Genomic DNA, 24,124 nt, shown 5'->3' with positions numbered 1-24,124 from the left:
CCTGTCACTCGGAGCGCAGGGACAGCCGTGCCCGCGCCGCGCGCCTGCCACTACCGGGCGCACCGGCGCGCGCCGGTCGCGGCTGTCGTTTTGCGGTGGTCTTTCGGTCCGCACTGCGGGACGCCTTGCCCTGCGAGCCTTCGTGCAGGCGACTGATCCGCAACTGGCGCTGGCAGACCCAGGTCTTCTGCAGGTCGCGGAAGGTCTCGGGCGGCATACCCGCCGGCAGGTCGATGGTGGAAAAATCGTCGAAGATCGCGATATGCCCGATGTAGCGGCTCTCGATCTCGGCCTCGTTGGCGATGGCGCCAACGATGTTACCCGGCTTGACGCCATGCGCATGCCCCACCTCGATACGGAAACGCTCCATCTCGATCTCGGGATGTGCCGCGAGCGGGCGCGCCTCGGCCGATGGTGTGGCCTCCTTGCGCGCACGGCGAGGCCTGTCGGCGCGGCGCTCCGGGACATTGCCAGCACGCGGCGTAGCCTCTGCTCGCGACTCGAGCAACAGCGGCTTGCCCTCGTGCAACAGGGCAGCGAGTGCAGCGGCCAGCTCCAGGGGATCCTTTCTGTGTGTCGTCACCAGCTCGTCGAGCACCTCGCGATAAGACGCGAGCGCCTGTGCATCCTGCAGGGTATCGAGCACCCGTTGCTGGAAACGCTGCTGGCGGACCCGGTTGACCTCGGCCACATCCGGTATCCGCATGGCCTCGATGGGCTGCCCGGTAGCGCGCTCGATGGCCTTGAGCAGGCGCCGTTCGCGCGGGGCGACGAACAGGATGGCCTCGCCGGTGCGCCCGGCGCGACCGGTACGTCCTATGCGATGCACATAGGCCTCGGTGTCGTGCGGAATGTCGTAGTTGATCACATGGCTGATGCGCGGCACGTCCAGCCCGCGCGCCGCCACGTCGGTGGCAACGAGCACATCGATATGTCCATCCTTCAGGCGTGCCACGGTCTTTTCGCGTTGCACCTGCGGAATGTCACCGTTCAGCGCCTCGGCAGCGACACCGCGCGCACGCAGCTTCTCGGCCAGCTCGGTGGTGGCCGAGCGCGTGCGCACAAACACGATCACCCCGTCACGGGGCTCGACTTCCAGCAGGCGACTGAGCGCATCGAGCTTGTGCATGCCCGAGGCCACCCAGCAACGCTGGCGCACGGTGGCGGCGGTGGTGGTCTTCGAACGGATGCGTACCTGCTCCGGATCGCGCAGATGCCGCTCGGCCACGCGCCGGATCGCATCCGGCATGGTCGCGGAGAACAGGGCGATCTGGCGTTCCTGCGGGATGTGCTCCAGTACCCACTCCACGTCGTCGATGAAGCCCATGCGCAACATCTCGTCGGCCTCGTCGAGCACCAGGGCACACAGGGCATCGACCTTGAGCGAGCCCTTGCGCATGTGGTCCATCACCCGCCCCGGAGTGCCGACCACTACCTGCGCGCCGCGGCGCAGGCCGCGCAACTGCTCCCCATAACCCTGCCCGCCGTAGATGGGCAGCACCTCCAGGCCCGGCAGGTGCCGCGCATAACCACGCAGCGCCTCGGCGACCTGCGAGGCCAGCTCACGGGTCGGCGCCAGTACCAGCAACTGCGGCTCGCGTCGCTGCGCGTCGATGCGCGCCAGCAGCGGCAGGCCAAAGGCCGCGGTCTTGCCGGTGCCGGTCTGCGCCTGGCCCAGCACGTCGCGACCACTCAGCAACAGCGGAATGCACTCGGCCTGGATGGGAGACGGCGTGTCGTAGCCTGCCTGGGTGACGGCAAGCAACAGGGGTTCGGGAAGATCCAGTTCGGCGAACCGGATCATGGGGGTATCGTTCATGACTCACAGCCTTGCGAGACCATCGGGGTCTACGCTCAAAATGCTGCGGGTCCGAGGTGGGGTCGTGACGCGAGGCGGCGTCAGGATCGACACCGGGCAGGCTGCCCCTGGGGGACGAAACCGGCAAACGGCCGGCACGCACAGCAGGAAAGGCGCGTACTATACAGTAATCGGGAAAATGCACAAAGGCCCATCACCACCGAGTATCGGTCGCCCCCTTCGTCCCGCCCCACAACAAAATCAGCCGCCAGCCCGGATGTTTCACCAGCATCCCGAGAGCCGGCGGAATTCGCGGCCGCTGTGGCGCCGGTTTGGAACGAAAGCGATAGCCTGCGCTATCGCTTGGGTGAAAACCAAGCCACAGCGAGCGAGAAACCGCCGGAATCGGGATAGAACAACGCGGGAGACAAACGGTAACCGGCTTCCCTTTTTGCCATTTTTGCTCGATCATCCAGCCTCCTAGGGCTAGAGCGTTGTTCGACCGGTGAAATATTCGAGTTGGACTCGCTGCGCCCCCAGCGCGTTTCACGGAGGATCCTGATGCAGACAGACAAATATGAATACGTCGGTTTCTGGGCGCGGGTCGGAGCCACCCTCATCGATACGATTCTGATGGCCCTGGTCCTCTTCCCCCTGTTCACCGCGATCTACGGGAGCGGCTACTGGGAGAGTCCCGAACCGGTCCAGGGACCAGCCGATTTCCTGCTGTCCTGGGTACTTCCCGCCGTCGTGGTCATCGTGTTCTGGGTGGCGCGCCAGGCCACCCCCGGCAAGATGCTCATCAAGGCCCGTATCGTCGATGCCGAGACCGGTGAATCCATCGGGCCCGGCAAGGCCATCGGCCGCTATTTTGCCTATCTCGTCTCCACCCTGCCACTCTGTCTCGGCTATCTCTGGGTGGCCTTCGACAAGCGCAAGCAGGGGTGGCACGACAAGCTTGCCGGTACCGTGGTGGTGCGGCGGCCATGGGAATGACCCCCGGCCTCACTAATAGGGGTTCTCGAAGAAGACATAGGGCGTGGAGTAATCACTGATCTCGAAGTAGACCTTCTTCTCCCCCGGGTCCCTGCGCATGTTGAGGTTCTCGTCGAACACCCCGTAGCCAAAGCGGTAGGGCCGGGAGCCCGAGCCCTGGGTGGCAGTGGCAGTGGTCAGCTTGTCGATCTCGATGAAGCGGCGCACCAGCTTGTCGCCGGCATAGATCTCGAGCACGCCGTTGGTGCCGGTCCAGTTCTGGAGCGCCCGGCCCAGCTTGTTCTGGGTTTCCTGGGTACAGCCAGCCGCCAGCAGCAGGACACCGGCAGCCGCGATAGTCTTCATAGAATCGTGCATCTTCGTTCCTCCTCGTCCTGGCAACGACCGCCATCATACTGAGACACCCCTGAGTAAAGCGACCCTCAGCGGGTCGCAGGCGATACGCTGAACAGATTTCCCGGCCCATCACGGCGGAATGCCCTGCCGTTCCGGGTTAGACTGCGCCCAGAATCCGGAGCCCGACCGTGGAAAACCCCAAAGACCTGTTCAGTTACCGCCGCTACTGGGCGCACAAGTTCGGTCCCGCGCCCTTCCTTCCCATGTCGCGCGAGGAGATGGAGCTGCTCGGCTGGGATGCCTGCGACATCATCCTGGTGACCGGCGACGCCTACGTGGACCATCCCAGCTTCGGCATGGCGGTGATCGGGCGGGTGCTCGAGGCGCAGGGCTTTCGGGTCGGCATCATCGCCCAACCCGACTGGCATGACACCCGTGACTTCGAGCGCCTGGGCCGACCGACCCTGTATTTTGGCGTCACCGCCGGCAACATGGACTCCATGGTCAACCGCTACACCGCGGAGCGGCGACTGCGCTCCGACGACGCCTACACCCCCGGCAATGTCGGCGGCAAGCGCCCCGACCGCGCGGTGATCGTCTATTCGCAACGCCTGCGCCAGGCCTTCCGCGACGTACCCATCGTGATCGGCGGCATCGAGGCCAGCCTGCGGCGTATAGCGCACTTCGACTACTGGCAAGAGAAGGTGCGGCGCTCGGTGCTGCTCGACAGCAAGGCCGACATCCTGCTCTACGGCAACGCCGAACGCGCCATCGTCGAGCTCAGCCACCGCCTGGCCGCCGGCGAACCCATCGAGCACATCGTCGACCTGCGCGGCACCGCCATCGTGCGCCGCACCCTGCCCGAGGGCTGGACCGTGATCGACTCCTCCGAGATCGACGAGCCCGGCCCGGTGGATCCGCCGCCCGACCCCTATGCCGAGGCACCTCCCCGACCCTCCACGGCAGCGGGGAGGGAGCCGTCCTGCGCCACTCGACAAGGCGATGCGCAACCGGTTCCACTACCGCATCCGGCGGGAGCGATCGGCCCCGGACAGCGCCGCCCCCGCGGCCTGGAGCGGACACGCAGCGTGGTGCGCCTGCCGTCCTACGAGCAGGTACGCGACGATCCGGTACTCTATGCCCATGCCTCGCGCATCCTGCACCTGGAGTCCAACCCCGGCAACGCGCGCGCCCTGGTACAACGCCACGGCGACCGCGAGCTGTGGGTCAACCCGCCGCCCATTCCCCTGAACACCCGCGAGCTGGACCAGGTGTTCGAGCTGCCCTACCAGCGCGTGCCCCACCCGGCCTACGGCGAGGCGCGCATTCCGGCCTACGAGATGATTCGCTTCTCGGTGAACATCATGCGTGGCTGCTTCGGCGGCTGCACCTTCTGTTCGATCACCGAGCACGAGGGACGTATCATCCAGAACCGATCCGAGGCCTCCATCCTGCGTGAGATCGAAGAGATCCGCGATCGCACCCCGGGTTTCACCGGCATCGTCTCGGACCTGGGTGGTCCGACCGCCAACATGTGGCGCCTGCACTGCAAGGATCCGGCCATCGAGTCCCGCTGCCGTCGCCTCTCCTGTGTCTATCCCGGCATCTGCAAGAATCTGCACACCGACCAGATGCCGCTGGTACGGCTGTACCGCAAGGCACGCGCCCTGCCCGGGGTGAAGAAGGTGCTGATCGCCTCGGGCCTGCGCTACGACATCGCCGTACAGACCCCCGAGTACGTGCGCGAGCTGGTCACCCACCATGTCGGCGGCTACCTGAAGATCGCCCCCGAGCATACCGAGTCGGGACCGCTGTCGAAGATGATGAAACCGGGTATCGGCACCTACGACCGCTTCAAGGCGATGTTCGACAAGTACTCGAAGGCGGCGGGCAAGGAACAGTACCTGATCCCCTACTTCATCGCCGCCCATCCCGGAACCACTGACGAGGACATGCTGAACCTCGCGCTGTGGCTCAAGCGCCACGGCTTTCGCGCCGACCAGGTGCAGGCCTTTCTGCCCTCACCGATGGCGCTGGCCACCGCCATGTGGCACTCGGGACGCAACCCGCTCAAGCGCGTGCGGCGCGACGGCGAAGTGGTGTTCTCGCCACGCGGACGCCGCCAGCGCCGCCTGCACAAGGCCTTCCTGCGCTATCACGACCCGGAGAACTGGCCGCTGCTGCGCGAGGCCCTGCAACGCATGGGGCGCGCGGACCTGATCGGCAACGGCAAGCGCCATCTGGTACCGCGCTGGCAACCTGCCGGCACCGGCAGGCAGCCGGAAGGCCAGCGCAAGCCCGGTGGCAAGCCCTTCCGTACTCGGCACGCACGCGCCGAACGCCACGACCACCAGCCACGGCGCGCGAAACCGAAACGCCGGCGCTGACTCAGTCGCGCACGGGAAGCGCCTTCGGCTCCTTCAGGCGCAGCACGTGCAGGTGCCCTTCGCCACAGCGGATTCCGATACTGCGGATACCCTCGTCATCCTCTTCCACCTCGACCTCGACCGGTGCACGGATGCTGTGCTGCACCTGCCCGTCATTCAGGTCGACCACCACCACGTCGTTCTTCGGGTCGTAGCTGATGCCGGACAGCGGGACCCAGTCGGCCTCGACCTGGTCACCCAGGTCCAGGCCAGCGACCTCGATCTCGATCAGCTCGGCGGGCATGATCATGCTGAAGTGGTCGAAATAGTCCTTCAGACGATCCTTCTCGATCCGTTGCGTACTCATCGACTGCCCCCTCTGAATGGCACTACAAGTTGTATGGCGGCGAACGGGACCAAGTTCAAGGCGGGTGCTTGACCTGGGACAATGAAGCGCGCGTTCTGCCAGTCCCCTCGAGAATTCGCAAGATCGCAGAAAAGACCGTCACCCGACGAACTAAAGTAAACAGGGATTCACCCGATCACACCAACAGGAACAGCGAGGCCCGACAAGGGCTCGACCAGCGAGGTGACCTCATGCCGGCATTGTCGGAAGACTTCGGACGCTTTCTGCTCACCAGCCTGGAGATCATCGCCGCCCTGGTGATCGTGGCCATCGGCGCGCTCGCGCTGTGGGCCATCGTAGCCTACATCGTCGATGTCACCCAGACGCGCCAGGCGATCCGCCGCAACTACCCGGTGATCGGGCGTTTTCGTTATTTCTTCGAACACCTGGGCGAATTCTTCCGCCAGTATTTCTTTGCCATGGACCGCGAGGAGATGCCCTTCAACCGGGCCCAGCGCTCCTGGGTCTATCGCGCGGCCAAGGACCTCGACACCACCGTGGCCTTCGGCTCCACCCGCGACCTGCGGCGCACCGGGACGGTACTGTTCGTCAACTGCGCCTTCCCCACCCTGGGAGAAGACGCCGTGCCCCCCGGCCCCCTGACCATCGGCGAGGGCTGCCCCCAACCTTATACCACTGCCTCGCTGTTCAATATCTCGGGCATGAGCTACGGCGCCATTTCCAGGCCCGCGGTGCAGGCCCTGTCGCACGGTGCGCGCAAGGCCGGCTGCTGGCTGAACACCGGCGAAGGCGGCCTGTCGCCCTGGCACCTGGAAGGCGGCTGCGACATTGTGTTCCAGATCGGCACTGCCAAGAACGGCGTGCGCGACCTGGAGGGAAATCTCAGCGACGACAAGCTCCAGCAGATCGCCGCCATCCCCCAGGTCCGCCTGTTCGAGATCAAGCTCAGCCAAGGCGCCAAACCGGGCAAGGGCGGCATCCTGCCCGGCAGCAAGGTCACCGAGGAGATCGCACGCATCCGCGGCATCCTGCCCGGACAGGACGCCATCAGCCCCAACCCCCACCCCGACATCAACAGCTTCGGCGACATGCTCGACATGATCGACCGGGTCCGCGCGGTCACCGGCAAGCCGGTCGGTATCAAGACGGTGATCGGCTCACCCGACATGCTCGACGGGCTGTTCCGCACCATTCTCGAACGCGGCAACGAGAGCGCACCGGACTTCATCACCGTGGACGGAGCCGAGGGCGGGACCGGCGCCGCCCCCATGCCGCTGATCGACGCGGTGGGCCTGCCGCTGGCCGAGGCCCTGCCCCTGCTGGTGGACAAGCTGCACGAGTACGGCCTGCGCGAACGAGTGCGGGTGATCGCCTCGGGCAAGTTGATCAACCCCACCGACCTGGCCTGGGCGCTGTGCGTGGGCGCCGACTTCATCGTCAGCGCCCGCGGCTTCATGTTCGCCCTCGGCTGCATCCAGGCCCTGCAGTGCAACCGCAATACCTGCCCCACCGGCATCACCACGCACAACGAAAAGCTGCAACGCGGTCTCAACCCGGCCGACAAGGCCGAGCGGGTGGCGAATTACGTGCGCAACATGGTGCGCGAGGTCGGCATCATCGCCCACAGCTGCGGCGTGCGCTCCCCCCGAGAACTGAATCGCACGCACGCACGCCTGGTGCTGGACAATGGCCTGAGCGTGCCTCTCGACACACTGCATCCCCTGCCAACAGAAGACTGATCTGGCGCACGGCCAGATGACGCGACACCGACGGGATTGTCCCGGCAGATCAGGCGGGTGCGACTACTTGCCCGGCCGGATCAGCCCGCCCAGCCCCATCTCATCGAGGGTGCCTTCCATGAAGCGCCGTATCTGCCCCACGTCTTCCATCCGCAGGGCCACCTGCGCGATCTGGCGCGCGCGGATGCGGCTGATGCTGCGCACCACCCACTTGACGCGCAGCAGGCTGCCGGCACTCATGCTCAGGCTGTTCACCCCCAGCCCAATCAGCAGGATGGTCGCCAGCGGATTGCCCGCCAGCTCGCCACACACACTGACCGGCCGATTGAACTCGGCCGCTGCCGCGGTAATGTCGCGCAGGGCGCGCAACACCGCCGGATGCAGCTCGTCGTAGAGGTCGGCCACGCGCGGGTTGTTGCGGTCCACCGCCAGCAGGTACTGGGTGAGATCGTTGGTTCCCACCGACAGGAAATCCACCCGGCGCGCGATCTCCCCGGCCTGGTAGACCGCGGACGGCACCTCGATCATCACCCCGATGCGCGGCATGGCGACCACGTGTCCCTCCTCAAGCAACTCGTCATGGGCACGTTGAATGAGCTGTTGCAATTCGTCCACTTCGCCCACGCCGCTGATCATGGGCAACATGATCTGCAGATTGCCCAGCCCGATGTCGGCCAGCAGCATGGCGCGGATCTGGGTGAGAAAGATCTCCGGATGTTGCAACGAGATGCGAACCCCGCGCCATCCAAGGAAGGGGTTCTGCTCGACCACCGGGAAATAGGGCAGCGCCTTGTCGCCGCCGATGTCCAGGGTGCGCAGCACCACCGGGCGCGGCGCGAAGGCCTCGAGCACCCGGCGATAGTTGCGCAGCTGCTCGCCTTCGCCGGGGAAACGGTCGCGCACCATGAAGGGAAACTCGGTGCGATACAGACCCACGCCATCGGCTTCGGCCTGCTCCTCACCGTTCATCTGATTGACCAGGCCGGTGTTCAGGTGCAGCGGCACGATATGGCCGTCGGTGGTCTCCGAAGGCGGGCCACGCATTGCCTCGACTTCGGCGCCCAGCGCCTGCTCCTCGGCAATCAGGCGCTCGTACTCGGTGCGCACCGAGGGTGTCGGCTCGATGTACACTCGGCCGCGATAACCATCCACGATCAGCGCCCGCCCCTGCATGCGGCTGACCGGCATCTCGGAAACACCCATCACCGCCGGTATCCCCATGGCGCGCGCCAGAATGGCCGCGTGCGACGAGCCCGAGCCACTGGCCGAGACCACGCCGGCGAGCTGCCCCGGGGGCACCTCGGCAAGCTGCATGGCGCTGATCTCCTCCCCGACCAGTATGGTGTCCGGCGGATATTCCACCAGGCGCGGGTCATCGTCCTGCAGGTGCATGAGGATGCGCCGGCCCAGGTCGCGCACATCCGAGGCACGCTCGCGCAAGTAGGGATCGTCCATCTCGTCGAAGATCTGCGCGTGGGCGGCGATGGTGTCGCGCAACGCTGCGGGTGCCCACAGGCCCCGGTGGATGGTCTCCTCGGTCTGCAGCACCAGGGTCTCGGAACGCAGCATCAGCAGCAGGGCATCGAACAGCGCCCGATCTTCCTCGGGCAGTTGATCGGCCATGCGCTCCTGCAGGTGCCGCAGATCGGTCCCGACCTGGGCCACCGCGCGCTCGAAGCGCGCGCACTCTGCCTCGGGGTCGTCGACCGGCCGATCCGGCACCGCCTCCAGATCCGAAAGCTGAAAGCTCACCACTGCGGTACCGACCGCCACTCCCGCGTGGCCGGGCTGACCGACCAGAAAGCGGTGCAGGGGCTGATGCTCACGGGTCAGAGCATCGAGTTCACCACTGGCGCGCGCATGGGTGATGGCCCCGGCGAGCTGCGCGGCCAGGGTGAACAGAAAGGTCACCTCCTCGTCCTGGAACTCACGCTCCTCGCGCTGGCGCACCACCAGCACCCGCCGGTTCTGGATGATGGGCACGCCAAGGAACCCCCGGTAGCGGGTCTCGCCAGTGTGTGCGATGCGCACATAGCGCGGGTGCGCCGGCGCATCTGCCAGGTTGACCGGCTCGGCGCGCTCGGCTACCAGTCCCACCAGGCCGCGACCGAAGGGCAGGCGTACCTTGCCCACCGCCGAGTCCTCCAGGCCCACGGTAGCCATCAGCACGTTGGACCGGGCGTCGTCATCGACCAGGTAGATGGAGCAGACGTCGCAGTCGATCGCCTCGCGCACTGCGTTGACCAGGGTACCCAGTGCCTCCTGCAGGTTGGGCGCCTTGTTGACCGCGTGAACTATCCGATGCAGCGTATCGAGCAAGCCTCACCCCCGTGCAATCAACGGCGCCGGGGATGGCGACGCGGCCGGCGCGGCGGCAGCGGCGGGCGCTCGGGCGGCCCCTCGGGGAACAGCAGCGGCGCCAGTTCCTCGAGCGCACGCTCGTAGACCCGCCGCTTGAAGTAGATGACCTCCTTCACAGGCACCCAGTAATCCACCCAGCGCCAATCGTCGAACTCAGGCTTGTCGAATCGGTCAAGACAGAAATCACTCTCTTCGCAGTTGACTCGCAACAGGAACCAGCGCTGCTTCTGCCCGATGCACAACACCGGGGCATTGCGGCGGATGAAACGTTTGGGCAGGCGGTAGCGCAGCCAGCGCGAGGTCTCGCCCAGCACCTTGACCTGTTCCGGGCGAAGGCCGACCTCCTCCTCGAGCTCGCGGAACATGGCCTCGCGCGGCGTCTCGTCCGCCTTGATACCGCCCTGCGGGAACTGCCAGGCATTCTGCCCGACACGCCGTCCCCAGAACAGGCGGTTCTCGTCGTTGACGAGGATTATTCCGACATTGGGCCGAAAACCATCCGCATCGATCACATCACTCACCAGTAAATTGCATTACCTTCATTCTTCCACAGCGGGGAGCCCCACCGCAAGCAAGCCCCGGCCGACTGGATTACACATAAGCTATTGCTTATAACGATTTTTCTGTATGATCCCCGCATCCAAAAATCACTGACGAACACCAATCACTGACGAACACCATGCCACTGGCCATCTTCGATCTCGACAACACCCTGCTCAGCGGGGACTCGGACTACCTCTGGGGCCGCCACCTGGCAGAGCTGGGTGCGGTGGACGGCGAATCCTACGAGGCGGCCAACCGGCGCTTCTACGAGGACTACAAGGCCGGACGGCTGGACATCATGGCCTTTCTCACCTTCTCGCTGCGCCCGCTGGCCGAGAACGACCCGGCCGAACTGGAACGCTGGCGCGCCGACTTCATCGAGCGTCGCATCCACCCACTGATTGGCCAACCCGCACGCGCGCTGGTCGAGTCACACCGTCGCGCCGGCGACACCCTGCTCATCATCACCGCCACCAACCGCTTCGTGACCGAGCCGATCGCCGCCCTGTTCGGTATCGAACACCTGATTGCCACCGAGCCGGAACGGCGCAACGGCCGCTTCACTGGCCGGGTCACGGGCATGCCCAGCTTCCGCGAGGGCAAGATCGCACGCCTGCGCGACTGGCTGGCACAGACCGGTCATTCACTGGCCGGCGCCACCTTCTACAGCGATTCGCACAATGACCTGCCGCTGCTCGAACTGGTCGACCACCCCGTGGCCGTGGACCCCGACAAGGCACTGCACGCGCACGCCGAAGGGGCCGGCTGGCCGATCATCTCGCTGCGCGATCATGCGACGACGGCCTGAACACCTGCTGACGCTCGGCGTTTCGCTGGGCGCGCTGGGCGCGCTGGGCATCGCGCTGCTCGAAGGTTCGGTAGACATTCCCGCCACGGAGGTGGCACGCCTGCTGTTCCAGGACGACGGCAGCATTGCCGACCGCATCGTCAACCAGCTGCGCCTGCCGCGCGCACTCACCGCCTTCGGCATCGGCGGCATGCTGGCCGTGGCCGGCGTGCTGATGCAGGTGCTGTTGCGCAACCCCCTGGGCGACCCTTACGTGCTGGGCGTCTCCGGCGGTGCCGCGGTGGCCGTGCTCGCTGCCATGCTCGCCGGGGTCGGCGCATTCTGGCTGCCGCCGCTGGCCTTCGGCGGTGCACTGGCGAGCATGCTGGTGGTGTTCCTGCTGGCACAACGCGGCGAGGATCCGGACAACCGCCGCCTGCTGCTCACCGGTATCGTCATGGCCGCCGGCTGGTCGGCACTGATCGGCCTGGTGCTCAGCCTGGCCCCGCCGCTGCAACTGCCGGGCATGCTGTTCTGGCTGATGGGCGACCTCGGCGGGGCTCCTCGCCCCGGCCTGGCGCTGGGCGTGCTGGCCAGCGGTCTCGCCGGCGCCCTGTGGCTGGCGCCGCAGCTCAATCTTGCCGGCTTCGGCATGGCACAGGCCGCCGCGCTGGGAGTGGACCCGCGCCGCCTGCGCAGCAGCCTGTTCGTGCTCTCCTCGCTGCTCACTGCCGGCGCGGTCGCCATCGCCGGCGCCATCGGCTTCGTCGGCCTGGTCACGCCGCACCTGGTGCGCCTGCTCGGTGCCACCGACCACCGCTGGCTGCTGCCGCTCTCCGCACTGCTGGGCGGCAGCCTGCTGGTGCTGGCCGACACCCTGGCGCGCACCCTGATCGCCCCGGCGCAACTGCCGGTCGGCGTGCTCACCGCCCTGCTGGGGGTGCCAATCTTCCTCTGGCTGCTGAATCGGGAGGGTCGCTCGTGAACGTCCTGCTCGAGGCCCGCGGTCTGCACATCGGCCATCCGGAACGCCCCCTGATACAAGACCTGCACTTGCGTATCGAGCCCGGTCAGTGCTGGGTGGTGCTCGGCCCCAACGGGGCGGGCAAGAGCACGTTGTTGCGCGTGCTGGCAGGTCTGGCGCCACCATCCGGCGGCGAGATCCACCTGCAGGGCGCTCCCTTGCAGACATTGAATGCTCACGCCCGTGCCCGCCGCCTCGGCCTGCTGCTGCAACAGGGCAACCCCGGCCTGCACAACCGCGTGCTCGAACTGGTGCTGGCCGGGGGCTACGCGCGCAAGCGCCACTGGTGGGACACGCAGGAGGAGATCGCCACGGCGCGTGCCGCGCTGGACGAACTGGGCCTGGCCGCACTGGCGGAGCAGGCGGCCGAGACCCTGTCGGGAGGCGAGCTGCGGCGCGCCGAGATCGCCCGCCTGCTGGTTCAGGATCCACCGCTGGCCCTGCTCGACGAGCCGCTGAACCACCTCGACATCGGCCAGCAGGTCACGGTCATGAGCCTGTTGCGGCAGCGCTTCGTGGACGCCCGGCGCGCCCTGCTGCTGGTGGCACACGACCCCGGCCTGGCACGGCACATCGCCACGCATTGCCTGCTGCTGGGGGGAAACGGCGCCTGGGAGGCCGGCCCGGCTGTCGAGCTGGTCACGGCGCAACACCTGGCGCCACTACTTGGCCGCGCGCTGTGCGAGTTCGACACTCCCGGCGGGCCACTGCTGGCGATCGACTGGGCCGCGGACCAGCCCGGATATGTCACCCGTCGAACAACGCCGGAACGGTAAGGTCCTGTCCCGACGGGAGAATGTTACGGGAACCCAGGGGGCCGCGCCGGTTGAGGCCCGTTTCGAAGGCTGCCCCGGTGCGGCCTCCACCCTGACAGGGTGAAACCTCGGGATACGGGTCAAATACCTGGACTAATCGCCGTCACGCATGCGCTGGCACAGGGAACGGGCGTCAGGGTTCTCCACCGCCTCGGCGATGGCATTGACCACGAGGTTGAACTCCTCCGGGGTGAACACCTCCATGATGCGCCCGAGCAGACGCGGATCGACCTGAGCGTACACGTTGCTGCCGTCACGCAACTGCACCGTGATGCCGGCGGTATGGTAGCCCACCTCGTCGTCCTCGCCTTCCTGCTCGTAGAGCTCGCGACCCAGCTCCATCATCTCGTCGTAATGATTCTCGATGCGTTCAGCCAGGTCATCGTCGATGTCCTCGGGCAGCAGCACCTTGAGCAAGCCGTCATCGTCTTCCAGGCCGGGGGCCAAGCCCGCCTCTTCGACGAAACGCACGAAACGATCACGCGGCCGCGGATCGAAAAATACATATTCCAGCATGGTGTCGTTTCCTCTTTACCCGGACCAAGCTGACCGAGATCAATAATCCGGCGAATAACTATCCAGCGTCTCCATACGGATCTGCATACTTTGCCGCGTCCCCTCAGCCGGACACAAGTTAGATGCAGGAACCCAACAAGGAAATCCAGATCGCCCAGCTACGCGACGCGGTGCGCAAGCAGATAGGCCACTCCCGAGAGAAGAAGGCCTGCTACCGCGCCTTCTGCCTGTTGATGATCCTGCAAGGCCAGCGCATCAGCGACATCGCCGAGGCCTTGGGCGAGCACACCCGCACCATCGAACGCTGGCGCAAGCGTTTCAACGAGCACGGCCTCGAGGGCCTGCTGGATGATACCAGCCCGGGGCGACCGGCTCGACTCTCCGACAGCGCCATGGCCTCGGTCGCGCGCGACCTGCAATCGCCGCCCTCGAGCTTCGGCATCGACGGCGATCAGTGGCGTGGCAAACAACTGCAGCAGCACCTGCAACGCAACTACCAGGTCGAGCTGAGTCTGCGCCAGTGCCAACGCCTGCTCAAGCGCCTCAACGGCGCTTCGCGGCCACCCGATACACTGTCCGCCCCACGCAGCAAGCCCCCCCGCAAGGATGCCCTCAAGCTGCATGGTTCCCTTGCCTGAGCATCGGCCTGACCCTATCACCCTTCGGCGAAAATACCCGGTGGCCGTGCCGAAAAATGCCCTATGATTGATTCGTGACACAGCTCGCGAACCAAAGAGGACACGGCACCATGCACATTCGAAAACACCTGCTCGCGCTCGGCACCGCGGCAGTCCTGGCCAGTTCCGGCATCCTGGCCTCCGGCTGGGGCAACATGCCCTGGTCCGGCAACGCCCCCTGGAGCGGAGGCAACGCCCCCTGGAGCGGAGGCAACGCCCCCTGGAGCAGAGGCAACACCCCCTGGGGCGGAGGGAACACCCCCTGGGGCGGAGGGAACACCCCTTGGGGCGGAGGGAACACCCCTTGGGGCGGAGGCAACACCCCTTGGGGCGGGCGCAGCGCCCCCTGGGCCAACGGGCAAGGCTGGAACTGGAACTCCCGACGCAGCCCCTGGGGACGCCGTAACAACGACTGGTTCAGCTGGGGAAGCGGCAGCGACAACCCCTGGGATCGCTGGGCACCCTGGAACAAGAGCAACAAGTACCCCTGGGAATCAGACGCCTGGGACGAATTGCCCTGGTCGGGCAACCGTCCCTGGGACCGCAGCGGTTTCGACATGCCCTGGAGCAAAGACAAGACCAAGCAGAAACGCCGCCGCGAATACCTGGAATACCTGCATGACAAACGCATGAGCAAGTTCCGCGGCCATCGCCCGCCCTATCCGCCGCCCTATGGCTATCCCATGCGCCCCATGGGGCCCATGCCGCCGGCACGAGGGCAGATGCCCCCGTCCCACGCTGCACAACCGGCCCCGAAGGCGACCCCACCGTCCGCACCAGCGAGCGATGGCGGCACACCCGCCGGACAATAGCCGCATGGAACGCAAGGTCCAGAACCAGACCCCGGCAAGAAGCCGGGGTCTGTTTTTTTGTCTTGCTCGAAACAGCTTTCCCGTCCCCGACCAGGCCTCCCTTCTGCACTCAACAGCTCACACGTGCTGAACCCGGTCACCCCGGGGAGAGCCTAATCCGTGTCAACCTAAAGTCTCCACCCCCCCTGCCGTTAAGCGGCTTATCAGGAAGCCGCCCGACGACAGGTATGTCACGATCGCCCCGCCTCCAATTCAAGACCAGCCATCGCATGCGCATCAGCACCCAGGATCTGGTGCCTGGCATGTATGTAGCGGAACTTGACCGTCCCTGGGAAGAGACCCCCTTTTTGTTCCAGGGGTTCGTGGTCGAGACACTGGAAGACGTCGAGACGGTCCGCCGATACTGCCAGCATGTCATCATCGACCAGCAGAAAGTCGTTCGTCTCGACCGTCAACCGCGTAAGCACAAGCACAAGCGACGCCGTATTTCCTCCCGCACAGCCCCTCCCCCACTCGCTGAACGGCTCCCCCGGGCGCTGGATCACTACCACCATTCCTCGCGAGTGATCGGCGACATCATGGACGACGTGCGTCTCGGCAAGGCCATCGACACACCGGCCGCCAAGGAAGCCGTGGCCGAGTGCGTCGAGGAGGTCATGCAGAGTCCCGACACCGCCCTGCTCCTGTCACGCATCCGCCACAAGGACGAATACACGTCTCAGCACTCCCTCAGCGTGTCCCTGCTGTCCATCGCCCTCGGTCGCTCGCTGGGCATGTCTCGTGAGCAACTGAACGAGGTGGGGCTGTGTGGCCTGCTGCACGATGTGGGCAAGGTGCTGACTCCCGATGAGGTTCTGAAGAAGCCGGGGCGCCTCACCGTGGAGGAAATGGAGATCATGAAGCAACACCCCGTGGACGGCCGCAACATTCTGCTCTCCACCGACGGGGTGACCCGGGTCGCGCTGGACGTGGCTCATGCGCACCATGAACGATTGAACGGCACCGGCTACCCTCGTGGCCTGAAGGCGGGGCAGATCACGCCCTATACCAAGATCGTGGCCATTGCCGACACCTACGATGCCATCACCAGCGACCGCGTCTACGACACCGGTCGCCCGCCGACCGAGGCCTTCAACATCCTGTGGCGCGGCATCGGCAAGCAATGGGACACCCGCATGGTGGCGCATTTCATCAAGACCATCGGCCTGTATGCCCCCGGCACCATCGTGGAGCTGACCACCAGGGAACTGGCGGTCGTGATCGCTCCCAACCGCGACCGGCGGCTCGCGCCGCAGGTGCTGGTGCTCCCCGCCCCCGGCGAACCCATTGAATCTGCCCGCCTGCTGGACCTTGCGGAACAACAGGTACGCAACTCCGACCATCCCATACACATCCAGCGCATGCGAACCACTGCCGATACCGGTGTCGACTTGCAGGCGCTGGTTGAACAAGGCCTGCTCGACAACGTCATTCACCAGCCGTAACCGCTACCGCATCCACCGGAATTATCCTGAAATTCTTGATCCAGGTTGATATCTTTCCCGCCTTGCCGGCCTCTCCCCTACCCTATAATCCGACCCCTCGAACTCGGTATCGACACCAATACGAGGAGCTTCCATGAACAAGCCTTACACCTCCCTGCTGGCCGCTCTGGTACTGGCCTCGGCCGCTACCCTCGCGCTGGCAGGCAACGACGCCCTGCTCGGAGAGGCCCGCAATACAGCCAAGATGCTCGGCGGCAAGCTCAAGGCCGAGGTGGTCAAGTCGATGAAGGCCTCCGGTCCGGTCGGCACCATTCCCTTCTGTCAAAGGCGCGTGCCCGAGATCACCGCCGAGGTAGCCAGGGCCACGGGCTGGCAGGTCGGCCGCACCAGTCTGAAATACCGCAACCCGGCCAACGCACCGGACGCCTGGGAGCAGGCCGTACTCAAGACCTTCGAGGAGCGCAAGGCCAAGGGTGAACCGGTCAAGGGTATGGAATACGCCGAGGTCGTGGAGCAGGATGGCAAGAAAGTCTTCCGTTACATGAAGGCCATCCCCACCGGCAAGCCCTGCCTGAACTGCCACGCGGCCAAGATCAAGCCGAAGGTGGAAGCCACGCTCGAGCGCCTCTATCCCGGGGACAAGGCGCGCGGCTTCAAGTTGGGCGACATCCGCGGCGCCTTCACCCTGAGCAAGGAGCTCTGACAAGGGGAATAACCGCGAAGGACACAAAAGGCACAAAAATCTTCGAGCCTGCCGGTTTCTGTTCGGCCCGAGGAAGGGCCTCCTACGGCAGAAACGCCTCCAGGCCCCACCCTGACGGGGTCACCGGCCCTGTTAGGGTGCATCGAGGATAGGTAGGAGCGATATCCCCGCCGCGAACATTCGCCCCCCATGCTCCTTCGCGTCCTTTGCGGTATTCCCCGCGTACAGCCTGGGAACGTCCTTGCCCCAACAACCTTCGTGCCCTTTGTGTCCTTCGTGGTTTATCGAAACCCGACGTCTCATGGTCCGCTCGTCAGCCCACCGCCTTGCCGAACAGCACCACGAAGGCCAGTAACGCGGCCACCAGCCCGAACCCCAGGCGCTGCCGCCAGCCAAAGGCGAGACGCAGCGCGAGCAGGGTCTGCAACAGGTAATAGAAGGCGAAGGCGCGCGAGGCCAGGCTGACGATCTCGAACAGATCGGCGCTCCACACCAGGATGATCGCCAGCAAGGCGATCAAGGGATAGGCCTGACGGTCATGTATCCGGCCCCGGGACTCCTCCTGAACCAGCCCGCCGGCCCCGACGGTGTCTGCCACCGCCGCGCTGAACTGGCTCATCAGCGCCGCCAGAATCAGCATGGGGCCCAAGATCCAGGCCGCTGCGGCGGCCAGGTCGATCACTGCCGTCTCATCCACCCGTGCACCATTTATTCCACCCAGCAGGGGCGTGACCAAGGCGAGGAAGGCCAGGTAGATGGTGGTGGACAGCCATTGTGCCCGGCGCATGCTGCGGACACGCAGCCCGGCATCATACTCGGCCCCCAGATAGCGCGAGGTCTCGAAGCCCTGCACCACCAGCAGCAGACCGGCGAGCACCCGCGCGATTTCCCAGGGATCGGACACCCCGGCATGCACCGCCGACAGGTCGAAACCGGTGTGCAGATCGTGGACCGCCAGTCCGGCCAGCAGGGCCGCGATCACCGCCAGCTTGATCGATACCGAGTATTCCTCGAGGTTCTCCAGCGCATGCAGGCCACGCCGCCAGCCGATCCCGCCGATGAAGACCAGCACCAGGGTGGTGAGCGCATCCAGCCAGAACCCCTGTTCCAGCACCAGGGGGCGCAAGGCGAAGGCCGAGAGCAGCCGCAGGTAGAAGGCCACCGAGATCACATAGGCCAGTGACAGCGCCAGATTGGCCGCACGTTCCAGCCAGAGACCGAGTGGATCGAGCGCACCGCGTTCAAGCAGCGGTTCGAGGTGACGGATGTTGAAGCGCATCACCGCGCCAACCGTCAGCGCCACCAGGGTGATCCCGGTCATGCCCAGGATCGCGTAACGCCCCAGCAAGCGCCCCAGCACGGGGGCGACCACCAGAAAGCCGCTGCCGATGATCGACGCCAGCGGCGTGACCGTGGCACGCCAGCCGCGGGCGCTACGCAGCGGGCGCGACAACAGCACCCCGGCGACGGCCAGCGCCAACAGAGGAAACAGAAAGACACTCACGCGGGACACCCCATGTCAGCAGGATTCACAGGGAGGAAACCACAAAGGGCACGAAGAGCACAAAGATTGCTGGGGCAAGGACGTTTCCAGAGCGTGCGCAGGAATTTACCGCAAAGGGCGCCAAGGTCGCGAAGGTTGAAGGGGATGAACCGCCCCGGATATTCCGGAGACTGTTTTGTTTGAGTCAGGCCGCCTTGGCAGACTCTTTCTGTTGGCGATAATACGCCGCTTCCAACTCCGCCGGTGGCACGTTGCCAATAGGCTCCAGCAGCCGCCGGTGGTTGAACCAGTCCACCCACTCCAAAGTGGCATATTCGACCGCCTCCCTATGCTTCCAGGGGCCTCGCCGGTAGATAACCTCGGCCTTGTACAGACCGTTGATCGTCTCTGCCAGAGCGTTGTCATAGGAGTCCCCTCGGCTACCGACCGAGGCATCAATGCCGGCCCCGGCCAGGCGCTCCGTGTAACGCACCGACAGGTACTGACAGCCTCGGTCACTGTGGTGCACCAGGCCCTCTGTGTCCTGGCGCGACCATAGCGCCTGCTCCAGCGCATCCAGCACCAGGTCGGTCTTCAGCGACCGGGAGACACGCCAGCCCACGATCCGTCGGGCATAGACGTCCACGACAAACGCCACATAGACAAACCCTGTCCAAGTCGCCACGTAGGTAATGTCCGCCACCCACAACTGATTCGGGCGGGTGGCAGTAAACTGCCGCTTCACCCGGTCCAGTGGTCGTTCCGCCGTCGTGTCGCCGATCGTTGTCCGGCAACGGCGGCCTCGCACCACACCCCGCAACCCCATGACACGCATCAGGCGTTCCACCGTGCAGCGGGCTACCTCGATGCTTTCCCGGTTGAGCTGCCGCCATACCTTCCTGGCACCGTACACCTGGAAGTTCTCTTCCCAGATCCGTCGAATCTCGTCTGACAGGGCGCGATCCCGCTGCAATCGCCGCGGCAGTCGCTGTGGATCGGCCTCACGGGCCTTGTGCTCATAGTAGGTGGACGGGGCGATCGGCAGCACCGCGCAGATCGGCTCGACCCCGTAACGATCCCTGTGATCGTCGATGTACGCGATCATCTCTTCAGTTTGCGGTCGAGCTCCGCCTGGGCAAAAAAAGCCGACGCCGTCTTCAGAATCTCGTTGGCCCGCCTCAGCTCCCGGTTCTCCCGTTCCAAGGCCTTGAGCCGCTCGCGCTCCGACGTCGTCAGACCCTCACGCAGTCCTTGATCACGCTCGGCCTGTCTCACCCATTTGCGCAGTACAGCCGATCTTGGCCGCGATGGAGGTCATCGCCGCCCATTGGGAATCATGCTCGCCCTGATGATCAAACACCATGCGAACCGCCCGTTCCCGGACCTCAGGGGAATATCTCTTGCTCGTATCCATAGACTCTATCCTCTCAAGAAATGGAGTCTCCGGGAAACCCGGGGCGGTTCAATTCCTTGAAGAAGCGCCGTGAGTGGGATTCTTCAACATCCTGTCAGCCTGAGTTTTGTCGCCTGGGGTCGAGAAAGATCAACCGAAAACACGCCCCGCTTGCCAGAGGGCGATATTCCAGCCGGATTCTGTTGGCTTCACCGAGCTGGCGGGCGATATACAGGCCCAGCCCGGTCCCCTGGTTGTGGGTCGTGAAGAAGGGGTCGAACAGTTTCTCGACCGCTTCGCTGTCGATGCCGCCGCCGTTGTCGTGTACTTCTATGTATGGGCCGCCCGACTCATGGGTGATGCCACCCAGAATCAGAATCCGCAGGTCTTCCGGGTTGCGGGGAAAATGACGGATGGCGTTCTCGCAAAGGATTTCGAGGATCTGCTTCAGCTGTCCCTCGTCGGCATAGACAGTGATGCCCTCGGGGTCTACCTGTAGCGAGATCTGTTCGGGTTGCAACCCGAATACGCTGTGGAAGGTAGTGACGGTCTCCTGCAACCAGGGCTTGAGCACCAGGGGGTTGGGCCTGGGCAGCTTCTGCCGCGACAGCTTGAGAATGTTCTCGATCACTTCGTTCACCCGCCCGGAATTCTGGCGGATGATCTGGATCAGCCGCCGGTCGGCATCGGGCAGCGCGGGCGATTCCTCCAGCAGCTGGGCCGCGTGACTGATCGCCCCCAGGGGGTTGCGGATCTCGTGGGCGGGCCGGCAGTCAGGCGGCCCAGCGAGGCCAGTTTCATCCTCTGTGCCTGCTCGGTGAGTTGCGACACGTCTTCCAGCACGATGAGCGTGCCGCCGCTTCCTCCGCGACCGAGCCGGGCAAACTGTGAGCGCAGGTCGCGGCCGTTGATGCTGGTCCGGAAGTTCAGGCTGTTCTCCCCGGGGACCGCTCGCCAGCTTTCGTAACAGTCGGCAAGGGCGGGGGAGACAGAGCGCAGGGGGTGGTGCCGGCTGTAGGTGGGCAGGCCGAGCAGAGCCCAGGCGGATTCGTTTATCAGCTGGACGATGCCGTCGTTGTCCACCACCACCACGCCCGATTGCATCTGCTGGATGACGAAATCGCTGAGCTGGGCCAGGCTGAGCAGTTCGGTCTCGCGTTGTTCGACCAGCTCCTCGCTGCGCTGCGCGCGCGCGAAAGGAGATGGCCAGCAGTACCAGGGAAAAGAAAGCCAGGCCGAGAAAGCCGGTCTGCATGAAGGCGGTCTGGCGGAACGGGTTGTAGAAGGTGGCGAACAGTTCTTCGCCCAGCATGGCGAGTGCGGCCAGTGCGGCCACGGCCAGGGCGAGGCGACCTTCGATCAGCGTGCTCCCCAGCGTGAGCGAGACGGCCACGGGTAGCCCCAGTCCCGACGCAACGCCGCCGCTGGCGAACACCAGCAACGAGAAGAGGGCGATGTCGGTCAACATGGCTGCCAGTGCCTGGGTGGCGGGCGGTGCGAAGTGCAGTAGCGAGAACACCAGGGCGCCGACGGTGGCGACCATATAGAGGGCAGCGACCAGGGCGAACAGCGTGGGAGCATGCGACCCCAGCCCACCCCGGCCAACCACGAAGAACAGGGTTAGCAGGATGGCCGCGAGGGTGATGCGATAACCGAGGAACAGGCGCAGGGCGGCGCGTTCGGCGTCGTGGGGGACCAGCGGGGGCGCCTGCGAGGGCTCGGTGTGCGGCGAATTTGCCGGGTCGGTGGCGAGCATGTTCCTTTGGTGTCAATGCCGGGATTCGGTTGGCATCGGCCGGATAGTTTTTGCGTGTCCGTCCATATTGGCCGAGAATACCATTTTCATGCACAACCGCAGGATCGAACAGTGAACCTCCACGAATTCCAGGCCAAGCGCCTGTTCGCCGGTTACCGCATTCCCGTGCCCTACGGCGTGGCGGTACAGTCGGCCGAGGCGGCGCGCGAGGCGGCCGAAGAGATGGGTGGCGAACGTTGGGTGGTCAAGGCCCAGGCGCACACTGGCGGCCGTGGCAAGGCCGGCGGGGTGGTGCTGGCCGACTCACTCGACCAGGTCGAGGCCGAGGCGCGACGCCTGCTGGGCAGCCGCCTGGTCACCCGCCAGACCGGGCCGGGCGGCCTGCCGGTCAGCCACGTGCTGATCGAGGAGCCGAGCGACATTGCGCGCGAACTCTATCTCAGTCTGCTGGTCGATCGCGCCAGCCGGCGCGTCATGGTCGTGGCCTCCGAGGCCGGCGGCATGAACATCGAGGAGGTCGCCGCCGAGACGCCCGAGAAGATCCTCACCTCGCGCATCGATCCGGCTGCCGGCCTTCAGCCCTACCAGGCCCGGCGGCTGGGCTTCGCCCTGGGGCTGGATGCCGAGCAGCGCAAGCAGTTTCAGAAGGTCCTCGCGGGACTGGCCGAACTGTTCGTGCGCGAGGATTGTTCGCTGGTGGAGATCAACCCGCTGATCGTGAACGGTGATGGCGACCTGCTGGCGCTGGATGCCAAGGTCAACATCGACGACAACGCCCTCTACCGGCACAAGGACTTGCAGGGCATGCGCGACATCACCCAGGAAGATCCGCGTGAGGCGCGCGCCGCCGAGCACGATCTCAACTATATCGCGCTCGATGGCAGCATCGGTTGCATGGTCAACGGAGCCGGGCTGGCGATGGCCACGATGGATCTGGTCAAGCTGCATGGTGGTGAGCCGGCCAACTTTCTCGACGTGGGCGGTGGCACTACCGCGGAGCGGGTGGCCGAGGCGTTCAAGATCATTCTCTCCGACGACAAGGTGCGCGCGGTGCTGGTCAACATCTTCGGTGGCATCGTGCGCTGTGACCTGATCGCCGAGGGCATTGTCAGCGCGGTCAAGGAAGTCGGCATCGAGGTGCCGGTGGTGGTGCGCCTGGAAGGCACCAACGCCGACCAGGGCCTGGCGCTGCTCGATCAGAGCGGGTTGGCGCTGGAGACCGCCTCGGACCTGACCGAGGCGGCGGAAAAGGTCGTGGCGGCGGAAAAGGTCGTGGCGGCCGCGGAGGGCAAGGCATGAGCATTCTCATCGACAAGGACACCCGGGTCATCTGCCAGGGTTTCACCGGCCGCCAGGGCACTTTTCATTCCGAGCAGGCCATCGCCTATGGCACCAACCTGGTCGGTGGGGTCACCCCCGGCAAGGGCGGGCAGGCCCATCTCGAGCGCCCGGTATTCGACACCGTGCACCAGGCAGTGGCCGAGACCGGGGCCAACGCGACCATGATCTATGTGCCTGCCGCCTTCGCGGCAGATGCCATTCTCGAGGCCGCCGACGCCGGCATCGAGGTCATCGTCTGCATCACCGAGGGTATCCCGGTGCTGGACATGCTCAGGGTGCGCGCCGCGCTCGACGCGCATCCCGGCGTGCGGCTCATCGGTCCCAACTGCCCCGGCGTGATCACTCCAGGGGCGTGCAAGATCGGCATCATGCCGGGCAACATCCACCAGCCCGGCCGGGTGGGCATCGTCTCGCGCTCCGGGACCCTGACCTACGAGGCGGTGCATCAGACCACGCGCGCGGGGCTCGGCCAGTCCACCTGCGTCGGTATCGGTGGCGATCCCATCCACGGCATGAGCTTCATCGACTGCCTGGCCCTGTTCGAGGACGACCCGCAGACCGAGGGCATCGTGCTGGTCGGCGAGATCGGCGGTACTGCCGAGGAGGCCGCGGCCGAGTACATTCGAGAACATGTCTCCAAGCCGGTGGTGGCCTACATCGCGGGAGTGACTGCGCCGCCGGGCAAGCGCATGGGCCATGCCGGGGCCATCGTGGCCGGTGGACAGGGCACCGCCGAGGGCAAGTATCGTGCGCTGGAGGCGGCCGGCGTGCATACCGTACGTTCGCCGGCGCGTATCGGCGAGACCATGGCCGGACTGCTGTTCTGA

General features: G+C 65.5%; 21 protein-coding genes, 1 pseudogene and 1 other annotated feature. Of the genes and pseudogenes, 12 read left to right on the top strand and 10 right to left on the bottom strand.

Annotation, left to right across the window (positions count from 1 at the left end):
- Positions 1-4: 4 nt before the first annotated feature.
- Positions 5-1,819, bottom strand: coding sequence for a DEAD/DEAH box helicase (locus EBS_RS02490; RefSeq protein ID WP_043107155.1), 1,815 nt, complete (start codon positions 1,817-1,819; stop codon positions 5-7).
- A gap of 193 nt (positions 1,820-2,012) precedes the next feature.
- Positions 2,013-2,270: a hypothetical protein gene (locus EBS_RS13820; RefSeq protein ID WP_148307616.1), complete on the bottom strand. Its 258-nt coding sequence runs from the start codon at positions 2,268-2,270 to the stop codon at positions 2,013-2,015.
- Positions 2,271-2,359: 89 nt separating this feature from the next.
- Here EBS_RS13820 and EBS_RS02485 point away from each other — a divergent pair, with 89 nt between their 5' ends.
- Positions 2,360-2,794 carry an RDD family protein gene (locus tag EBS_RS02485; protein WP_043107154.1) on the top strand — a complete coding sequence of 145 codons (435 nt, stop codon included), beginning with the start codon at positions 2,360-2,362 and terminating at the stop codon, positions 2,792-2,794.
- Between the two features lie 12 nt (positions 2,795-2,806).
- Here EBS_RS02485 and EBS_RS02480 read toward each other — a convergent pair whose 3' ends face one another.
- The gene (locus tag EBS_RS02480) at positions 2,807-3,151 is read right to left on the bottom strand and encodes a hypothetical protein (protein ID WP_231892834.1); all 345 of its coding nucleotides are present in this window, start codon (positions 3,149-3,151) and stop codon (positions 2,807-2,809) included.
- 167 nt (positions 3,152-3,318) lie between these two features.
- On the opposite strand from EBS_RS02480, the gene EBS_RS02475 reads away from it, so the two are divergent.
- Positions 3,319-5,517: a YgiQ family radical SAM protein gene (locus tag EBS_RS02475; RefSeq protein ID WP_052199219.1), complete on the top strand. Its 2,199-nt coding sequence runs from the start codon at positions 3,319-3,321 to the stop codon at positions 5,515-5,517.
- Between the two features lies 1 nt (position 5,518).
- Here EBS_RS02475 and EBS_RS02470 read toward each other — a convergent pair whose 3' ends face one another.
- Positions 5,519-5,863 (bottom strand): DUF5335 domain-containing protein, encoded by a 345-nt coding sequence (locus EBS_RS02470; RefSeq protein ID WP_043107151.1) that lies wholly within the window; start codon positions 5,861-5,863, stop codon positions 5,519-5,521.
- 230 nt (positions 5,864-6,093) lie between these two features.
- Between EBS_RS02470 and EBS_RS02465 the strand changes: the two genes are divergently transcribed.
- On the top strand, positions 6,094-7,602 hold the full coding sequence (locus EBS_RS02465) for an FMN-binding glutamate synthase family protein (protein WP_043107149.1): 1,509 nt from the start codon (positions 6,094-6,096) through the stop codon (positions 7,600-7,602).
- Positions 7,603-7,665: 63 nt separating this feature from the next.
- On the opposite strand, the gene ptsP is transcribed toward EBS_RS02465, so the two are convergent.
- Together ptsP and EBS_RS02455 are read right to left on the bottom strand one after the other, a co-directional pair.
- Complete coding sequence (gene ptsP, locus EBS_RS02460; protein ID WP_043107148.1) at positions 7,666-9,921, bottom strand: phosphoenolpyruvate--protein phosphotransferase; 2,256 nt, start codon at positions 9,919-9,921, stop codon at positions 7,666-7,668.
- 17 nt (positions 9,922-9,938) lie between these two features.
- A complete protein-coding gene (locus tag EBS_RS02455) occupies positions 9,939-10,475 on the bottom strand; it encodes an RNA pyrophosphohydrolase (RefSeq protein WP_043107147.1) in 537 nt (178 codons plus the stop codon).
- A gap of 167 nt (positions 10,476-10,642) precedes the next feature.
- On the opposite strand from EBS_RS02455, the gene EBS_RS02450 reads away from it, so the two are divergent.
- The 3 genes from EBS_RS02450 to EBS_RS02440 are packed head-to-tail and all read left to right on the top strand — an operon-like array spanning position 10,643 to position 13,093.
- Positions 10,643-11,314: a histidinol-phosphatase gene (locus tag EBS_RS02450; RefSeq protein ID WP_043107146.1), complete on the top strand. Its 672-nt coding sequence runs from the start codon at positions 10,643-10,645 to the stop codon at positions 11,312-11,314.
- Positions 11,298-12,278, top strand: a complete 981-nt coding sequence (locus EBS_RS02445) for a FecCD family ABC transporter permease (RefSeq protein WP_043107145.1) — start codon at positions 11,298-11,300, stop codon at positions 12,276-12,278. Before EBS_RS02450 ends, EBS_RS02445 begins: the two co-directional genes overlap by 17 nt.
- A complete protein-coding gene (locus EBS_RS02440) occupies positions 12,275-13,093 on the top strand; it encodes an ABC transporter ATP-binding protein (protein WP_052199218.1) in 819 nt (272 codons plus the stop codon). Before EBS_RS02445 ends, EBS_RS02440 begins: the two co-directional genes overlap by 4 nt.
- Positions 13,094-13,225: 132 nt before the next feature.
- Here EBS_RS02440 and EBS_RS02435 read toward each other — a convergent pair whose 3' ends face one another.
- A complete protein-coding gene (locus tag EBS_RS02435) occupies positions 13,226-13,648 on the bottom strand; it encodes a hypothetical protein (protein ID WP_043107144.1) in 423 nt (140 codons plus the stop codon).
- Between the two features lie 122 nt (positions 13,649-13,770).
- Between EBS_RS02435 and EBS_RS02430 the strand changes: the two genes are divergently transcribed.
- The 4 genes from EBS_RS02430 (at position 13,771) to EBS_RS02410 (ending at position 17,324) form a co-directional block, all read left to right on the top strand.
- Positions 13,771-14,286: a helix-turn-helix domain-containing protein gene (locus tag EBS_RS02430; RefSeq protein WP_043107142.1), complete on the top strand. Its 516-nt coding sequence runs from the start codon at positions 13,771-13,773 to the stop codon at positions 14,284-14,286.
- Between the two features lie 110 nt (positions 14,287-14,396).
- Complete coding sequence (locus tag EBS_RS13395) at positions 14,397-15,137, top strand: hypothetical protein (protein ID WP_081999779.1); 741 nt, start codon at positions 14,397-14,399, stop codon at positions 15,135-15,137.
- Between the two features lie 227 nt (positions 15,138-15,364).
- Positions 15,365-16,621 (top strand): HD-GYP domain-containing protein, encoded by a 1,257-nt coding sequence (locus EBS_RS02415; protein WP_081999778.1) that lies wholly within the window; start codon positions 15,365-15,367, stop codon positions 16,619-16,621.
- 133 nt (positions 16,622-16,754) lie between these two features.
- Complete coding sequence (locus EBS_RS02410; protein ID WP_043107139.1) at positions 16,755-17,324, top strand: Tll0287-like domain-containing protein; 570 nt, start codon at positions 16,755-16,757, stop codon at positions 17,322-17,324.
- A gap of 313 nt (positions 17,325-17,637) precedes the next feature.
- Here the strand turns inward: EBS_RS02410 and EBS_RS02405 are convergent, their stop codons facing one another.
- The 3 genes and pseudogenes from EBS_RS02405 to EBS_RS13390 all read right to left on the bottom strand — a co-directional run bounded on the left by EBS_RS02405 (position 17,638) and on the right by EBS_RS13390 (position 21,956).
- Positions 17,638-18,828: a hypothetical protein gene (locus EBS_RS02405; RefSeq protein WP_043107137.1), complete on the bottom strand. Its 1,191-nt coding sequence runs from the start codon at positions 18,826-18,828 to the stop codon at positions 17,638-17,640.
- A gap of 184 nt (positions 18,829-19,012) precedes the next feature.
- Positions 19,013-20,221, bottom strand: a pseudogene (locus EBS_RS02400) (IS3 family transposase).
- Positions 19,838-19,954: a sequence feature (AL1L pseudoknot), on the bottom strand. (Overlaps the previous pseudogene by 117 nt.)
- 94 nt (positions 20,222-20,315) lie before the next feature.
- Entirely contained in the window at positions 20,316-21,956 is a 1,641-nt protein-coding gene (locus tag EBS_RS13390) for a sensor histidine kinase (RefSeq protein WP_081999777.1), read from the bottom strand.
- Between the two features lie 111 nt (positions 21,957-22,067).
- Here EBS_RS13390 and sucC point away from each other — a divergent pair, with 111 nt between their 5' ends.
- Both sucC and sucD read left to right on the top strand, forming a co-directional pair.
- Complete coding sequence (sucC, locus tag EBS_RS02385; RefSeq protein ID WP_043107134.1) at positions 22,068-23,255, top strand: ADP-forming succinate--CoA ligase subunit beta; 1,188 nt, start codon at positions 22,068-22,070, stop codon at positions 23,253-23,255.
- Positions 23,252-24,124, top strand: coding sequence for a succinate--CoA ligase subunit alpha (sucD, locus tag EBS_RS02380; RefSeq protein ID WP_043107133.1), 873 nt, complete (start codon positions 23,252-23,254; stop codon positions 24,122-24,124). Before sucC ends, sucD begins: the two co-directional genes overlap by 4 nt.

It is taken from the genome of endosymbiont of unidentified scaly snail isolate Monju (genome assembly GCF_000801295.1).
GTDB lineage: Bacteria > Pseudomonadota > Gammaproteobacteria > Chromatiales > Chromatiaceae > MONJU.
The sequence above is the reverse complement of the archived record's forward strand: the minus strand, read 5'-3'. Positions and strand labels throughout refer to the sequence as shown.

Coding starts and splice junctions, on each gene's coding strand:
- EBS_RS02470 (WP_043107151.1), bottom strand. CDS start 5,863: ATGAGTACGCAACGGATCGAGAAGGATCGTCTGAAGGACTATTTCGAC.
- EBS_RS02415 (WP_081999778.1), top strand. CDS start 15,365: ATGTCACGATCGCCCCGCCTCCAATTCAAGACCAGCCATCGCATGCGC.
- EBS_RS13820 (WP_148307616.1), bottom strand. CDS start 2,270: ATGATCGAGCAAAAATGGCAAAAAGGGAAGCCGGTTACCGTTTGTCTC.
- EBS_RS02445 (WP_043107145.1), top strand. CDS start 11,298: ATGCGACGACGGCCTGAACACCTGCTGACGCTCGGCGTTTCGCTGGGC.
- EBS_RS02435 (WP_043107144.1), bottom strand. CDS start 13,648: ATGCTGGAATATGTATTTTTCGATCCGCGGCCGCGTGATCGTTTCGTG.
- EBS_RS13390 (WP_081999777.1), bottom strand. CDS start 21,956: ATGCTCGCCACCGACCCGGCAAATTCGCCGCACACCGAGCCCTCGCAG.
- EBS_RS02430 (WP_043107142.1), top strand. CDS start 13,771: ATGCAGGAACCCAACAAGGAAATCCAGATCGCCCAGCTACGCGACGCG.
- sucD (WP_043107133.1), top strand. CDS start 23,252: ATGAGCATTCTCATCGACAAGGACACCCGGGTCATCTGCCAGGGTTTC.
- EBS_RS13395 (WP_081999779.1), top strand. CDS start 14,397: ATGCACATTCGAAAACACCTGCTCGCGCTCGGCACCGCGGCAGTCCTG.
- EBS_RS02410 (WP_043107139.1), top strand. CDS start 16,755: ATGAACAAGCCTTACACCTCCCTGCTGGCCGCTCTGGTACTGGCCTCG.
- EBS_RS02450 (WP_043107146.1), top strand. CDS start 10,643: ATGCCACTGGCCATCTTCGATCTCGACAACACCCTGCTCAGCGGGGAC.
- EBS_RS02465 (WP_043107149.1), top strand. CDS start 6,094: ATGCCGGCATTGTCGGAAGACTTCGGACGCTTTCTGCTCACCAGCCTG.
- EBS_RS02480 (WP_231892834.1), bottom strand. CDS start 3,151: ATGCACGATTCTATGAAGACTATCGCGGCTGCCGGTGTCCTGCTGCTG.
- EBS_RS02490 (WP_043107155.1), bottom strand. CDS start 1,819: ATGAACGATACCCCCATGATCCGGTTCGCCGAACTGGATCTTCCCGAA.
- EBS_RS02485 (WP_043107154.1), top strand. CDS start 2,360: ATGCAGACAGACAAATATGAATACGTCGGTTTCTGGGCGCGGGTCGGA.